This window comes from Sphingomonas sp. Leaf32 (assembly GCF_001421765.1).
In the GTDB taxonomy this organism is placed as follows: domain Bacteria; phylum Pseudomonadota; class Alphaproteobacteria; order Sphingomonadales; family Sphingomonadaceae; genus Sphingomonas.
Window position 1 is genome coordinate 135,032 of the sequence record NZ_LMLA01000012.1, and the last position, 15,330, is coordinate 150,361.

The 15,330-nt window shown below is 66.8% G+C and carries 13 protein-coding genes; 4 read left to right on the plus strand and 9 right to left on the minus strand.

Annotated features, from left to right (window positions below):
* Position 1 precedes the first annotated feature (1 nt).
* The 3 genes from ASE83_RS16455 to ASE83_RS16465 form a co-directional block, all read right to left on the minus strand.
* Positions 2–2,347, minus strand: a complete 2,346-nt coding sequence (locus ASE83_RS16455; protein WP_055792868.1) for a chemotaxis protein CheA — start codon at positions 2,345–2,347, stop codon at positions 2–4.
* A gap of 194 nt (positions 2,348–2,541) precedes the next feature.
* Positions 2,542–3,180, minus strand: coding sequence for a histidine phosphotransferase family protein (locus ASE83_RS16460; RefSeq protein WP_055792871.1), 639 nt, complete (start codon positions 3,178–3,180; stop codon positions 2,542–2,544).
* Entirely contained in the window at positions 3,177–3,671 is a 495-nt protein-coding gene (locus ASE83_RS16465; protein ID WP_082443444.1) for a Mov34/MPN/PAD-1 family protein, read from the minus strand. Before ASE83_RS16465 ends, ASE83_RS16460 begins: the two co-directional genes overlap by 4 nt.
* A 17-nt stretch (positions 3,672–3,688) precedes the next feature.
* Here ASE83_RS16465 and ASE83_RS16470 point away from each other — a divergent pair, with 17 nt between their 5' ends.
* From ASE83_RS16470 to mtgA, 3 genes are all read left to right on the plus strand, one after another.
* Positions 3,689–4,642 carry an RluA family pseudouridine synthase gene (locus ASE83_RS16470; RefSeq protein WP_055792876.1) on the plus strand — a complete coding sequence of 318 codons (954 nt, stop codon included), beginning with the start codon at positions 3,689–3,691 and terminating at the stop codon, positions 4,640–4,642.
* 56 nt (positions 4,643–4,698) lie between these two features.
* Positions 4,699–5,604: an RNA polymerase sigma factor RpoH gene (gene rpoH, locus ASE83_RS16475; protein WP_055792879.1), complete on the plus strand. Its 906-nt coding sequence runs from the start codon at positions 4,699–4,701 to the stop codon at positions 5,602–5,604.
* Between the two features lie 282 nt (positions 5,605–5,886).
* The gene (gene mtgA, locus ASE83_RS16480; RefSeq protein WP_055792881.1) at positions 5,887–6,612 is read left to right on the plus strand and encodes a monofunctional biosynthetic peptidoglycan transglycosylase; all 726 of its coding nucleotides are present in this window, start codon (positions 5,887–5,889) and stop codon (positions 6,610–6,612) included.
* Between the two features lie 381 nt (positions 6,613–6,993).
* Here mtgA and ASE83_RS16485 read toward each other — a convergent pair whose 3' ends face one another.
* From ASE83_RS16485 to ASE83_RS16495, 3 genes are all read right to left on the minus strand, one after another.
* The gene (locus ASE83_RS16485) at positions 6,994–7,242 is read right to left on the minus strand and encodes a hypothetical protein (RefSeq protein WP_055792883.1); all 249 of its coding nucleotides are present in this window, start codon (positions 7,240–7,242) and stop codon (positions 6,994–6,996) included.
* 75 nt (positions 7,243–7,317) lie between these two features.
* Positions 7,318–7,641 (minus strand): YbaB/EbfC family nucleoid-associated protein, encoded by a 324-nt coding sequence (locus ASE83_RS16490; protein ID WP_055761101.1) that lies wholly within the window; start codon positions 7,639–7,641, stop codon positions 7,318–7,320.
* Positions 7,638–9,284, minus strand: a complete 1,647-nt coding sequence (locus ASE83_RS16495) for a DNA polymerase III subunit gamma/tau (protein ID WP_055792886.1) — start codon at positions 9,282–9,284, stop codon at positions 7,638–7,640. The genes ASE83_RS16490 and ASE83_RS16495 overlap by 4 nt, the downstream gene beginning before the upstream one ends.
* A gap of 205 nt (positions 9,285–9,489) precedes the next feature.
* Between ASE83_RS16495 and ASE83_RS18670 the strand changes: the two genes are divergently transcribed.
* Positions 9,490–9,888, plus strand: coding sequence for a hypothetical protein (locus tag ASE83_RS18670; protein ID WP_156353263.1), 399 nt, complete (start codon positions 9,490–9,492; stop codon positions 9,886–9,888).
* Between the two features lie 116 nt (positions 9,889–10,004).
* On the opposite strand, the gene ASE83_RS16505 is transcribed toward ASE83_RS18670, so the two are convergent.
* Genes ASE83_RS16505 through ASE83_RS16515 form a run of 3 tightly spaced genes read right to left on the minus strand, consistent with a single transcriptional unit; the run spans position 10,005 to position 15,329 of the window.
* Positions 10,005–11,861, minus strand: coding sequence for an ABC-F family ATP-binding cassette domain-containing protein (locus ASE83_RS16505; RefSeq protein WP_055792893.1), 1,857 nt, complete (start codon positions 11,859–11,861; stop codon positions 10,005–10,007).
* 47 nt (positions 11,862–11,908) lie between these two features.
* Positions 11,909–13,561 carry a serine hydrolase gene (locus ASE83_RS16510; RefSeq protein ID WP_082443432.1) on the minus strand — a complete coding sequence of 551 codons (1,653 nt, stop codon included), beginning with the start codon at positions 13,559–13,561 and terminating at the stop codon, positions 11,909–11,911.
* A gap of 55 nt (positions 13,562–13,616) precedes the next feature.
* Positions 13,617–15,329 (minus strand): class I adenylate-forming enzyme family protein, encoded by a 1,713-nt coding sequence (locus tag ASE83_RS16515; RefSeq protein ID WP_055793056.1) that lies wholly within the window; start codon positions 15,327–15,329, stop codon positions 13,617–13,619.
* Position 15,330: the final 1 nt, after the last annotated feature.

The window sequence follows — 15,330 nt, forward strand, 5'->3', positions numbered from 1 at the left end:
GTCATTTCCCCACCGCCAGCCGGACCGCCTGCAACACGCCTTCGCGATCATATCGATAGACGCTGCCATCGCCGGTATCGGCGACCGACGCCCGCAACCGGACGACCGGCGTGCGCCCGCCGGGCACGACCGCCATCGGATCATCCGCCTGCGTCAGCACCAGCGCCGGCCGTTCATCTTCGCCCAGTCGCTCGACCGCGCGATAGCCCGCCTGCTCCAGCATCGGCCGCAGGAAGGTACGCATCCATCCGCTCCCGCCATCGGCCAACAGGCAGGTCGGCCGCGCGGAAACCGCATTGCCCATCGCCGGCGCCACGTCGCGGGCAAGACGCTGGAACAGCCACAGCGGATCGACCTGTTCGACCTGTTCCCCGTCCAGCAGGACGATCCCGCCCGTGGGCCCGAACTCCGCCGCCGGCGCCGACACTTCGGGCAGCATCACGATGTCCACCGCATCGTCGATCGCATAGGCCAGCTCGACCACCCCGTCGGTCAGGCGCAGGACCGTCGTCACCCGCTCGATCCCGTCGGTCGCGCTCGCCGCCACCGGGAGTACCCGCCCATCGATCGCCAGCCAGATGCGTCCCGCGCTATGCTGCAGGCTGCCGGCGCGGATGCGCTCGATCCGGTCGATCACCGCCAGCGGGATGACCCGCCGCCGGCCATCGAGGTCGTCGAACAACAATGCGGTGACGCCCGGTTCGACCTCGGTTTCCGCCTCGGCCGCCAGTTCGCGGTCCATCGCATCGGCGAAGTTCAGCCCGGCGGCCTGCGCCACTCCGGCACAGTCGAGCATCAGCATCGGCTGCCCGGTATCGGGCAGGGTCTGCCCGGCGAACAGCCCGGTCGCCATCACCGCCGGCGCGGCGGGTTTTACCACCAGTTCCTCGGTATCCAGCACCTCGTCGACCGCGAGCGCGAAGTCCCCGGCGCCGATGCCGACCACGACCAGCATCTTGCCGCACGCATCGGGGCGCGATTCGACGGCCAGCACGTCGCACAGATCGACCACCGGAATGCGCCGGTCGCGAATCTGCGCGATGCGGATGTCGCCCAGCTGGTCGATCCGGATATTGGCCCCGCGCTCGCGCACGATCTCCCCGATCGTCTGGCGCGAAATGGCGAAGCGATGCTCGCCCGCGCGCACGACGATGGTCGATACGATCGACAGCGTCAGCGGCACCTGCACCGCGATGCGCAGTCCCCGCCCCGGCTTGTTGTCCAGCGTGATCCGCCCGCCTATCTGGTCGATCGCGGCGCGCACCACGTCCATACCGACACCCCGGCCCGAAATCTCGGTCGCGACGTCGCGCGACGACAGGCCCGGTGCGAACACCAGCTCGCATTGTTGCCGCTGGGGCATCGCCCGCAGTTCGGCCTCGCTCCGCTGCCCCTTGCGCGCCAGCTTGGCGATCAGCCGTTCGGTATCGATACCGCGCCCGTCGTCGATGATCTCGATGACGATCTGGTTGCCCGACTGGCGCGCGGAGACATGCAGCCGCCCGCTTTCCCGCTTGCCGGCGGCACGGCGTTCGGCAGGCGATTCGATGCCGTGGTCGATGGCGTTGCGCACCACATGGACCAGCGGGTCGCGCATCACCTCGATCATCTCGCGGTCCAGCTCGACATCGCTGCCGTCGACGCTCAGCGTCACCGCCTTGCCAACCGCCGCCGCCGTATCGCGCACGATGCGCGGCAGCGGAGAGAACAGCGTCTCGATCTTCTGCATCCGCGTCCGCGTCACCGCGTCGCGCATGTCGGCGACCGACGACGACAAACGCTCCAATGCCCCTTCGACCGCAGGATCGAGGTCGAGGTCGCGCAGGCGGCGGGTCAGTTCGTTGCGGACCAGCACCATGTCGGACATGCCGCTCATCATCCGGTCGAGCAGATCGACGTTCAGCCGGACACTGCGTAGCGGCGCGCGGCCCTGCGCGATCGCCGCCGCCGCCAGCGGGGTCGTCGCCTGCCCGACACTGGCCCCCGGGGCCAGCGCGGCGATCAGGTCGTCTTCACCTTCGTCGGTCAGCGGGAGGCCGGCATCGATCGCCTCGACCAGTTCGCCGATCCGGTCGACGATCGCCAGCACCGCATCGACCAGCGCACGGTCCGGCCGCCGCTTGCCGTCGCGTACCTCGCACAGCGTATCCTCGGCGGCATGGCTCAGCCGCAACAGGCGCGGCAGGTCGAGGAAGCCGCAGCTGCCCTTGACCGTGTGGACGAAGCGGAAAATCGCATCCAGCCGGTTGCGGTCATCGGGCGCGGCTTCCCACGCGACGACCTCCGTCGACAACGCCTCCAGCGTCTCGCGGGTTTCGGCAATGAATTCCTGTAACAGATCGTCCATGCGGCCCCGCCCGGTTATGGCACGACCATGGCGGCGATCAGGTTAAGACGGGGTTAGTGCGGGCGAAGCGATCGGGACGGGCGCTCCCTTTTCCGTCACTCCCGCGAAGGCGGGAGTCCATTATCGCCAACCTCACGGCTCTTGCCGAACCCTCGGCGTCTATGGATTCCCGCCTTCGCGGGAATAACGAGTGCTCACCCGGTGACCAGCGACGCACCGAACAGCAGCACCGGGGAATCGACCGGCGATACCTGCAACGTGCCCCCGCTCTGTTCGACCAGTTCGCGCGCGAGACAGGCGGCGGCGGCGCGCGGCGTCATCATCGCCGCATCGCCCAGCAATGCGCCGCGCAGTTCGGCGTCCAGCACGATCCGCTGCCCATCGGCGCGCACCGCGATGTCGATGCCGCCCGGCGTCCGCTCCGCCCCAATGTCCAGCTGCCCGCCGCGCACCAGCGCGTCGCCCGCGATCAGCGCAAGGTTCAGCAGCACCTTCACCGCCGGCTTGGGCAGCGACGGCGCATCGACCATCCAGCCGAGCCGTACCCGATGGTTGTCGCCGAACAGCCCTTCCAGTGCGGCGCGGGCCTCGCGCGTATCGATCAAATCGCCCAGCCCGCCCGACGCTCCGAACGCCAGGCGAAAGAATTTCAGCTTGTTGGCCGACGCCCGCGCGCTGTCAGCCAGCAGTTCGAGGCAGCGGGCACGCATGTCCGGATCATGTTCGTCGGCGAGCAGTTCGAGACCGTTGTTGAGCGCCCCGACGGGGCTGAGCAGGTCATGGCACAATCGCGAACACAGCAGGCTGGCGAAATCGGCTGGGCTGATGTTCAATGCGACGACCCTTGTGCTTTGGCGAACGTCATCGTCCGCCCGGCCCCGTCCATGTGCACCGCTTCGCAGTTTTTTTCAACGTGGCCAGGCGCCTTTACCGTGAAGGCGACCGGATCGAACCGGCCATGTCGTGCCCCGTCCGCGACCGCCCGCCACAGCCGCGCGGTCCCGCCGCCGAGGATCAGCCACAGCGCTCCGTCCGCCGCCGCCTGCGCCGCATCGGTGGCCGAAGGGTCGGCGCTGCCCGAGGGGTGCGAGTGGTACCAGCCGAGCACCGCCAAGCCACCCCGGCGTGCGTCGCGCAGTGCCGTGAACAGCGCCGCTGGATCGATTTCGAAGTGCCGCGCAGGATCGTCCGCGACGTTGCGGGTCAGTTCCGCGATCAGAACGCGGCCATCCTGTCCGCGCAGGATGCCGCAAATCTCGACGGCACTTTCCGCCGCGGCCCGCAGCAGCTCCACCAGCAGTTCGCTTGATATTTCCGGTTCCATCCCCATTTCCATACGCAATGGACCGGGGGGTTTCCACGATCGAGGCGCGCATTACCGATGCGACGCACGGGCAACGGATCGACAAGGCATTGGCCGAGGTCGTCGCCGATCTTTCGCGTGAACGGATCAAGGCGCTGATGGCCGCCGGCCATGTCCATGGCAGCGAAGGGCCGGTGTCCGACAGCGCGCGCAAGGTGTCCGCCGGACAGTGCTTCACCATCACCCTTCCCGCCACCGTGCCGCTCGACACCGTGGCGCAGGATATTCCGCTGGTGGTCGCCTATGAGGACGAGCATCTGATCGTCGTCGACAAGCCCGCCGGGCTGGTGGTGCATCCCGCCGCCGGCAATCTCGACGGGACTTTGGTCAACGCGCTGCTACACCACTGCGCGGGCAAGCTGTCGGGCATCGGCGGCGTCGCGCGGCCCGGCATCGTCCACCGCATCGACAAGGATACGTCGGGCCTGCTGGTCGTCGCCAAGGACGATGCGGCGCATGAGGGGCTGGCGCGGCAGTTCAAGGACCACAGCATCGACCGCCGCTATCTGGCGATCGCGGCGGGGCGGGTCATGACGTCGGCCGGAACGGTCGATGCGCCGCTGGCGCGGTCGCCGAACGATCGCAAGAAGATGGCGATCGTCCATTCCCCCACCGCCAAACATGCGATCACCCACTGGCGCAAGCTGCGCCAGCTGGACGGCGCATCGCTGATCGAATGCCGGCTGGAAACGGGGCGCACGCATCAGGTGCGCGTGCACATGGCGTCGATCGGCCACCCGCTGCTGGGCGATCCGGTCTATGCCGGGCGGCGACCGGCGTTGAAGGCAAAGCTGGAAACGCTCGATTTCCGGCGACAGGCATTGCACGCCGCACATCTGGGGTTCATCCATCCGGTCACAAAAAACGCTTTGTCGTTCGATAGTGACCTTCCGGCAGACATGCAGGAACTGTTGGACCATCTTCACGGTTAGGTTTCGGTGATTCCGCAGTGCGGCGTCGCCATTAAGGACAAAGGGAGTTTCACGCGATGGCAACTGGCAGCAACGTCCCGGCGACGATCCCGGCGCTTGGCGGCGAGGCGAGCCTCAACCGCTATCTCTCCGAAATCCGCAAGTTCCCGATCCTCGCGCCCGAGCAGGAATATATGCTCGCCAAGCGGTTTCAGGAACATGGCGATCCGGAGGCTGCGGCCCAGCTCGTCACCTCGCACCTGCGCCTCGTCGCGAAGATCGCGATGGGCTATCGCGGCTATGGCCTGCCGGTCAGCGAACTGATTTCCGAAGGGAATATCGGGCTGATGCAGGGCGTGAAGAAATTCGAGCCGGACCGGGGCTTCCGCCTCGCCACCTATGCGATGTGGTGGATTCGCGCTTCGATCCAGGAGTTCATCCTGCGGTCGTGGAGCCTCGTGAAGATGGGCACCACGGCGGCGCAGAAGAAGCTGTTCTTCAACCTGCGCCGGATGAAGTCGAAGCTCGACGCGTTCGAGGACGGCGATCTCAGCCCTGAGCACCTTCAGAAGATCGCAACCGACCTTGGCGTGACCGAGGAGGAAGTGACCTCGATGAACCGCCGCATGGCGATGGGCGGCGACACGTCGCTCAACGTCCCCATGCGCGAGGACGGCGAGAGCCAGTGGCAGGACTGGCTGGCCGACGACAGCCCATTGCAGGACTCCGTCGTTGCCGAGGCGCAGGAAGCCGACGTCCGGCACGGGATGCTGGTCGAGGCGATGGACGACCTCAACGATCGCGAAAAGCATATCCTGACCGAACGTCGCCTGACCGACGATCCCAAGACGCTGGAAGAGCTTTCGCAGGTCTATGGCGTCAGCCGCGAACGCGTCCGCCAGATCGAGGTGCGCGCGTTCGAAAAGCTGCAAAAGGCGATGATGCGCCTGGCGGGCGACCGCAGGATGCTGGCGGCGGTGTAATACGCAGGGGCGGAGCCAGCCCGCCCCCACCGTCATCCCGGCGAAGGCCGGAATCCATAACCCACGTCGCCTGCGGCCCCTGCCAATCCGCCTGCATCACGGCCCGCCAACCCCAACCGCCACCCCAGCGAAAGCTGTGGTCTCCCGCCTATGGCGCGGGACGGATGCCGGTCGAGGCTCCAGCCTTCAATGGCGCGGCGTTAACCTCAACAAGTATCGCGCACCCGACCCGCCTCCGCCACCCCCTTGCCCAAACCCACCGCCCCAGCGTAGCGAGCGCACATGGCCGCCCGCACCGCTTCCCGCCCGAAACCCGCCGCCACCCATGGCTGGGGCCGCCGTCTGACCGGCTGGGCGGTCAAAGCCGTCCTCGGTTTCGTCATTCTGTCGGTCCTGTGGGTGCTGATCCTGCGGTTCGTGCCGCCGCCGATCACGCTCACCATGCTGGGCGACGTGCCGACCGGCCACGGCGTCACCAAATCGTGGCGTCCCCTGTCGAAGGTCGATCCCGACATGCCCCGCGCGGTCATCGCCGCAGAGGACAGCCGCTTCTGCGCGCATAACGGGTTCGACTATATCGCCATCGCCAACGCCGCTCGCCGCAATGCCGAGGGCGGCCGCATCCGGGGCGGCTCAACGATCAGCCAGCAGACCGCAAAGAACGTCTTTCTGTGGCAGGGCGGCGGCTATTTCCGCAAAGCCCTGGAAGCCTATTTCACCGTCCTGATCGAGGCGATGTGGGGCAAGCGCCGGATCATGGAGGTCTATCTCAACGTCGCCGAAACCGGGATCGGCACCTATGGCGTAGAGGCCGGCGCCCGCCGCTATTTCAAGCACGGCGCCGACAAACTGGCCGGGCGCGAGGCCGCACAGATCGCCGCCGTCCTGCCGCTGCCCAAGAAGCGCGCCGGCATCGCGCCCACCGGCTTCACCCGCCGCTACGCCCGCACGATCGAACGCCGCATCGGTATCGTGCAGCGCGAGGGGCTGGACAGCTGTCTCAAATAACCCCCGCCCGTCATACTCGCGAAAGCCGGGATCCATGGCAATGAAGCGTCAGCAGCTCTAGGTGTTTGATCCATCTATGTGTAAACGTCACCCCAGCGAAGGCTCGGGTCTCCAGCGGCTCCTGCTACGCGCTGCAACCGGGAAATCCCAGCCTTCGCTGGGATGACGCCTGGTTCCTGGTTCAAACGAGGTGGATCAGACCCTAGCGAAATAGCCCACATCCATGAATACGGCCTCCGCCGGAATGACGAACGGCCTACTCCACCAAACACGTCACCCCAGCGTAGGCTGGGGTCTCCATGGGGCGAGTGCAACACTCTAACCGCGTGAGACCCCAGCCTACGCTGGGGTAACGTTCTTCATGGCCGCGCTACAATCCCGTTACTTCGTCGCCCGATCCACCGCGTCGGCGGCCTTGTCCGCCGCAGCGCCGACGCTCTTCGCCGCCGACGTCACCGCGCCCGTCCGGGCATTATCGTTGTTCGCGTTGTTCAGCAGGAAATAGGCGCCGACGATCACCGCGAGCAGGATCGCGAGGCCGATCAACAGTCCGCCACCCGATCCCCGGCGCTCGACGATCACCGTCTGCGGTGCGGCACCGGGGGTCGTTTCGATACGATCGCTGTCCATGACCTCATCTCCCATATATAGATGAGGCCATGAACCGCCGGTCCCGCCGCTTGTTCCAGCAGCGTTCCGAACCGTTCAGAACGGCAGCTTGAACCCCGGCGGCAGCGGCAGGCCGTTGGTCAGCTTCGACATTTCGGTCGAACTCGCCGCATCGGCCTTCGCCCGCGCATCGTTGAACGCGGCGACGATCAGGTCCTCCAGCATCTGCTTCTCGCCCGGCTGGAGCAGCGAGTCGTCGATGTCGACGCCCAGGATGCGCCCCTTGGCGGAGGCCCGGACCTTCACCAGCCCGCCACCCGATTGTCCGTCAACCTCGATCGTGTCGAGGTTCGCCTGCGCCTTGGTCAGTTCGTTCTGCACGTTCTGCGCCATGGCCATGATGTCGTCGAGATTCTTCATCGCGCGATACTCCCGTCGCTGCGTTGCCAATGATCGAGGGTGGCGTCCGGAAACGCCGCCAATGCCGCCTGTACCAGCGGCGATGTGAGGACCTGTTCGCGCTCCGATTCCGCCTTCGCCGTTTCCTGTTCGCGCAGGGTCGGTTCGCCCGCCCCCTCGCCGATCAGAACGCGCCAATGACTGCCGGTGATCCCCTTCAGCGCATATTCCAGATCACGGGTGAAGTCGGCGGGCAAGGGCCGCGCGCCGCCCAGTTCGACCAGTTGCGGCTCCAGCCGGATCAGCCGCGCGCAATTCCGAAACTGCGCCTCCAGCGAATGCCGCCCATGCTTCGACAATAGTTGCGCGACCTGCTCGGCCGTCTCGGGCAGCAGATCGGCGACCGCGGCCGGTTCGGCGGCGGGCGCGGGGGCCGGAGCGGACGGCGGCGCCATCGCCGGCACCTGCCCCGCCGCGAGCTGCTTCGCCAGCGTCCCCGGATCGGGCAACGAGGAGGCATGGACGATGCGCAGCAGCGCCATCTCGCACGCCTCGATCGGCAGCGCGGCGCGCGACACCTCCTCATGGCCCTTGAGCAGCAGTTGCCACAGCCGGTGCAGCATCGGGAAGGACAGCGCGCTCCAGCCATCGAACGCCGCGCGTTCCTCCGCCGACTGGCCCGGTCCACGATCGCCGCCGACCTTGACGATCGTCACCGCATGGACCGTTTCCAGCAGCGTACGCAGCACCGACGCCGGATCGACGCCCAGATCATATTGCGCGCGCAGTGCCCGAAGCGCCCCCGGGCCATCTGCCTTCAGCAGCAGGTCGAACAGCGAACGGATCGCGCCCCGGTCGGACAGGCCCAGCATCTGCCGCACCGCATCGGCGCGCACACCCTCGCCGTCCAGCCCACCATGCGCGATCGCCTGGTCAAGGATCGACAGCCCGTCGCGCGCCGACCCCTCCGCCGCGCGGGCGATCAGTTGCAGCGCCTCCGGTTCGGCCTCGACGCCCTCCGCCTCGACCACATGCGCGAAATGTCCGGCCAGCAGGTCAGCGGGGATGCGTCGCAAGTCGAAGCGCTGGCAGCGCGACAGCACCGTCACCGGGACCTTGTGCACCTCGGTCGTCGCCAGCAGGAACTTGACGTGGGCGGGCGGCTCTTCCAGCGTCTTGAGCAGCGCGTTGAACGCCGGGGTCGACATCATGTGCACTTCGTCGATGATATAAATCTTGAAGCGCGCCGACACCGCTGCATAGCGCACCGCCTCGGTCATCTCGCGCACGCTGTCGACGCCGTTGTTCGACGCGGCGTCGATCTCAATCACGTCGATATGCCGCCCTTCGGCGATCGCCCGGCACGGCTCGCACACTCCGCACGGATCGATGGTCGGCCCGCCCTGCCCGTCCGGCCCGATGCAGTTGAGCGCCTTGGCGATCAGCCGCGCGGTCGACGTCTTGCCGACCCCGCGCACGCCGGTCAGCAAGAACGCATGGGCGAGGCGACCGCGCTTGATCGCATTGCCCAGCGTCGTGACCATCGCATCCTGCCCGATCAACTGGCTGAACGTCTGCGGCCGATATTTGCGGGCGAGCACGCGGTATGGCTGCGCGGCGGCAGGCTGTTCGGGGATGTCGAGGGCGAGGAAGGAGTCGGACATTGGGGGTGTCTTAGCGGGTGGCGGCGGCAGTGTCGCCTGTTGTACGCCACGCATTCCGCAAACCCATCATAACAGGCTTCGCTCCTGAGGCCCGGAAGCGAAACGTCGTTGGCCGATCAGGGAGCAATTCTGACTGTCCAAGTTTAGTGGTGCGGGCGAATTGGCAGACGTTGTCACGCTACCATCGAGCCGGTTATCAGAACCAATGGTCTTCAGCTACCGCGTCTCCCTTCAAGTCTGGCATCCTGATACCGATCCAGAGAGGATGATTGCTGGGATAGGCCGTCCAGCTCGTCGACACTGGAAAGTAGGCGAAGAGCGGACGACGCCTAACGGCACACCGCTACCCGGTACCTATCGCGAAAGCTATTGCGTGTTCGACCTTGGCGAGGGTGATGACGGTCAGCTCGCCGCCTTCCTCCGTCGAACACTCGTGGAGCTCGAACATGCTGCGGAATTCATAAGCGACTTGCGCCGGACTGGCGGTAAGGTCGGCTATTATGTGTCTTGGTTCCCTGGCGACCATGGAGAGACTTTTGACGCTGATCTCATTGCAGGCATGGCGCGGCTGGGACTTGATTTCGGCGTAGAGCCGGTTTGCTGAACGACCGTCCGTAACCAACAAGCGACATGCTGAGCGAGAGTATCCAAAATCGGGCGTATTTGCGATTTCTGTCTACACGCTCACCATCGAAGACCGGCAACGCCTTTAATTAAGTTCTAAGCCGCCAAAGCCTCCAACGCCTCGTTCGCCTCCATCCACTTCGTCTCTGCCACCTCGATCTCGGTATCGAGGCTCGCGCGGCGCTTCATCAACTGCGCCATCGTCAGCTTCGCCAGCGCCGGCGTAGCCTGCCCTGCCATGGCCGCGTCGAGCGCGTCGCGCTGTTCGGTAAGCCGCGCCAGATCGCGTTCGATCGCCTGCGCATCCTTCTTCAGCACCTGCGCCTTCTCGCGCGCTTCGGCGGCGGCCTTGCGGTCGTCCTTCTTGTTCGCCTTCTTCGCCTTTTCCTTCGCCGAATTGCCGAGGATCAGCGCGATATAGTCGTCGATCGTCCCGTCGAATTCCTTCGCGGTGCCTTCATCGACCAGCACCAGCCGGTCGGCGGTCGCTTCCAGCATGTGCCGGTCGTGGCTGACCAGCAGGACGCAGCCGGTATAGGCGTTGAGTGCCTGCACCAGCGCCTCGCGCGCATCGACGTCCAAGTGGTTAGTCGGTTCGTCGAGGATCAGCATATGCGGCGCGTCGCGGGTGATGAGCGCCAGCGCGAGGCGCGCCCGCTCGCCGCCCGACAGCTTGCCGACCAGCGTGATCGCCTTGTCGCCCGAGAACCCGAACCGCCCGAGCTGAGCGCGGACAGCGGCGGGCGACGCGCCCTTCATCTGGCGCGTCATATGTTCGAGCGGCGTGTCGTCGGTGCTCAGCTCCTCCACCTGATACTGGGTGAAATAGCCGACCTTCATCTTGCCCGCCGCGTTCATGTCGCCGTCCATCGGCGCCAGTTGCGCCGCCAGCAACCGCGCCAGCGTCGTCTTGCCGTTGCCGTTGCGCCCCAGCAGCGCGATGCGATCCTCGGGATCGATCCGCAAATTCAGCCGCTTCAGGATCGGCGTGTCGCCATAACCGACGCTCGCCATGTCGAGCGTGATGAGCGGCGGGCGCAGTTCGTCGGGATCGGGGAAATCGAACGACAGGCTGGGGTCCTCGGCCATCGCCGCGATCGGCTTCATCTTGGCGAGGATCTTCAGCCGCGACTGCGCCTGTTTCGCGGTCGAGGCGCGGGCGGAGTTCTTGGCGACATATTCCTGCAGCTTTGCCCGCTGCGCCGCCTGGTTGACGCGCGCGGCTTCCAGCTGCGCCAGCCGTTCGGCGCGCTGCTTCTCGAACGCGTCGTAGCCGCCGGGATACAGGGTGATCTTGCCCTGATGCAGATGCAGGATATGGTCGACGACGTTGTTCAGGAAATCGCGTTCGTGGCTGACGACGACGATCGTCGCCTTGTAACCTTTCAGGAAATCCTCCAGCCACATCACCGCTTCGAGATCGAGATGGTTCGACGGTTCGTCGAGCAGCAGCACGTCGGGCTGGCTGAACAGCAGCGCCGCCAGCGCGACGCGCATCCGCCAGCCGCCCGAATAGCTCTCCAGCGCCCGCCCCTGCATCTCCTCGTCGAAGCCCAGCCCGACGAGGATCCGCGCCGCCCGCGCCGGCGCGCCATAAGCGTCGATCGCCAGCAGTCGTTCATGGATGTCGCCCAGCCGGTCTGGATCGGTGACGGTCTCGGCATCGTGCATCAGCCGGGCGCGCTCGACATCGGCTTCCAGCACCGTCTCGAACGGGGTCGCCTGTCCGGCGGGTGCCTCCTGCGCGACATAGCCCAGCCGCGACCCACGCGGCATTTCCGCCGTGCCGTTGTCGGGTTCGAGCTGCCCGGCGATCACCCGCACCAGCGTCGACTTGCCCGCGCCGTTGCGCCCGATCAGCCCGACGCGGCTCCCCGGCGGCAGCGCCGCGCTGGCATTGTCGAGGATCGTCCGCCCGCCCAGGCGCACCGTGATACCGTTCAGATTGAGCATGGGCGGGGCGCGTAGCAGTTTTCGCCGCGTTTGCGAAGGGTGCCCCGTCAGTCGCGCGTCGCGGGCAAGGTCTGCCCGCCCTGCACGATTTCCAGCCGGACGATCCGGCCCCCTTCCTCGACGAAGCGGACCCGCGCCTCGACCTTCTCCACCGCGAACTCGGTCGTGCTGACCGGCCGCAGCGCCAGCGCCGGTTGCCCGGTCAGCTGCACCGTCAGTCCGCTCGTCCCCTGCGCCACCGTCACCCGGCCAGTCGGCGCGGTATAGGTGCCGACATAGCGGGCCAGCGTCGCCGCGGGCACGTCGACCGCCGCCGCTTCGACCGGCACCGGCCCGGTGCGGGCCAGCGTGCCGTCGATATTCTCGCCATCGTCGAACAACGCGACCTGCGGCTTGCCGGCGGCATCGCGGCTGAGCACGATCCAGCTGAGACCGGCCTTGCCCATGGTGTAGCGCCCGTCGCCGACCGGGATCAGCGTCGTGCGACCATCGGTGCGCTGCCAGATCAGCTCGTCCTTCTCGACCTTCAGCACGCGGTCCTCGCCGCGCAACGTGTACGTGCCGAGGAACGGTTCGACCGCCGCCTTGTCGAGCGGCTGCGGGGTGAAGACCGGATAGGGCTTTCCGGCGGCCAGCGCCGCCAGCTTGCGCGATACCGCGCCCGGCCCGCTCTGCGGTTCGTCACTGTTAACCAGTACCGCGACCGATATATCCGGCCCGGAGAGGTACAGCGTATCGCTCAGGAAGCCGAAAATCCCGCCACTATGGCCGACCGACGCAAGCCCGCGCACCTTTCCGGGGATCAGCCCGAAACCATAGGGTGCCGTGCTGCCATCGGGCATTCTAGTTGGCGCGATCATCTGCGCGTAGATCGGCGCCGTCAGCACCTTGCCCCGGTGCAATGCGTCGTCCCACCGCGTCAGGTCGCTCGCCGTGCCGACCAGCGCGCCTGCCGCCGCCGGTACGCTCATGTCGATCGCCTGTCCCACCGGCGCCTTCGCATCGGCCCCGGCATAGCCGGTCGCCATCGCCGGGCCGACCGCCGGGTCCTTGCCATAGCGGATGCTGGCCAGCCGATTCGGCCCGGCCAGCCGGCGGGCGACCTCCTCATGCCATGGCCGCTTCGCGACCGCTTCGATGATCGCACCGACCAGCACATAGCCGCTATTATTATAGGACCATGCCTCGCCCGGCTTTTTCACCGGGGGCAGATCCTTGAACACGGCGATCAGCTGTTCGGTCGAATAGGGTCGGGCGGTGTTCGCCACCACCATCCAGCCGGGAATGTCGGTATAGCTCTGGATACCGCTGGTATGGTTCAGCAGCTGGCGGACGGTGATCCCCTTCCCTCCCAGAAAGGTCGGCAGGAACTTCGCCAGCGGATCGTCGAGCGCGACCTTTCCTTCCGCTACCATCTGCAACAGCACGGCGGACGCGAACTGCTTGGTGATCGATCCGATGCGGAACTCGGTCGCGACAGTGATCGGCCGGCGGGCGGCGATATCCGCCATGCCGCGCTCGGCAGTGTAGACGATCCGGGCATGCTCGCTGACGGCGACCTGGATACCCGGCCCGTCCGCTGCGGCGGACGCGGCGACGATCGCATCGGCCTGCGCCTTGAAATCCTTGGGCAGCGCCGCCGCCGGCACCGCCAGCAGCAGCGCCATCATTCCCGCCGACGCCAGACCCATCGTTCGCATACGCCATTCCCCGCTATGAGCAATGGTGTATTGCCGTATTACATCACAACGTCAATCACGCGCCGAACATTGCGCGCAGTTCGTCCTTCAGTATCTTACCATTGGCATTGCGCGGCAGCACGGTATCGGAGAACCGCACCGTTACCGGCACCTTGAACCCGGCAAGCCGCGCGCGGACGAAATCCTGCAGCTCCGCCTCGCTCGCCGCGCATCCGGGGCACAGGTGAACGACGGCGGCAGGCACCTCGCCCAGCACCCGGTCAGGGACGCCGACCAGCGCGGCATCGGTGACGGCCGGGTGCGCGTACAGCACGTCCTCGACCTCGATCGAATAGATATTCTCGCCGCCCCGGATGATGATGTCCTTCGCCCGGTCGACTATGGTGCAGAAGCCTTCCTCGTCCAGCCGCGCCAGATCGCCGGTCCGCACCCATCCGTCGACGAAGGTCCGCGCCGTTTCCTTCGGCGCGTTCCAGTATCCGCGCACGATCATCGGCCCGCGCGCCCATAGCTCGCCGACTTCGCCCACCGGCTGCTCGGTCGCGCCGTCGACGTCCATGATCTTCAGATCGGCCACCGGCACCGGCGCGCCGCAGCTGGTCGGGCGGGCCAGATAATCCTCGCCGACATGCTGGGTCACCGTAGCCATCGTCTCGGTCATGCCCCAGCCGTTGCCGGGCAGCGCGCCGAACACATCGAAGATGCGCTTCACCAGATCGGGCGCGGACGGCGCGCCGCCATATTGCACGACCTCCAGCGACGACAGGTCGTACTTCGCCCGGTCGGGATGCTCCAGCAACTGCCACGCGATCGTCGGCACGCCGCCGGTCACCTGCACCCGCTCCCGCTCGATCAGCGCCAGCGCCTCGCCTGCATCCCATTTGCGCATCAGCACCAGAGTCGTGCCCCCGGCCAGCGCGCCCATCAGCGATGCGCTGCAAGCGGTCACGTGAAAGAAGGGGATGACCAGCAACCCGACCTTGGGCTGCGGTTCGGGCGGCATCTCGCCGCGCCGCAGATGGGATCGCGCGGCGACATAGGCGGCCGACAGAATATTGGTCGCCAGATTGCGATGCGTGCCCAGCGCCCCCTTGGGCCGCCCGGTCGTGCCGCTGGTGTAGAAAATCGTGGCCGCATCGTCGGGTGCGATATCCACCGCCGGCAGCGGCACGTCGGGCAGCGTCGCATATCCGGCGCAGTCGCCGATCACTTCCTCCAGCCGCCGGGTGATCCCGGTCAGCGGCACCCGCGCCCGCGCGACCAGCACTGCCTCCAGCCCCGGCATGGCGCCATAGTCGCTCATCCGGTCGTACCGCTGTCGATCGACGATCAGCACCCGCGCACCCGAATCGTTGACGCCGTACGCCAGCTCCTGCCGGCTCCACCACGCGTTGAGCGGCACGCACACCGCGCCGATCGCGACGATGGCGAAGAAGGCGACTGGCCATTCGGGCATGTTGCGCATGGCCAGCGCCACCCGGTCGCCCTTCTCCACGCCCATCGCGCGCAGTTCGGTCGCCAGCGTCGCGATGGCGCGATATTGTGCTTCATAGCTGACGCGCTGATCCTCGTGAATCGTCGCCAACCGATCGCCATGGGTCCGCGACAGGGCAATCAGCTGGGTCAGGTTGGCCGGCGCATTCTTCCAGATACGCGTCTCGATCCCGCCGATCGTCGCGCTGCCCATTTCGAACGGTGCACCGGGCGCGGTCAGCGCCGCCTGCACCGCCGCCATCGACATGCGCGGCCAATCGGACGGCACCGCCATC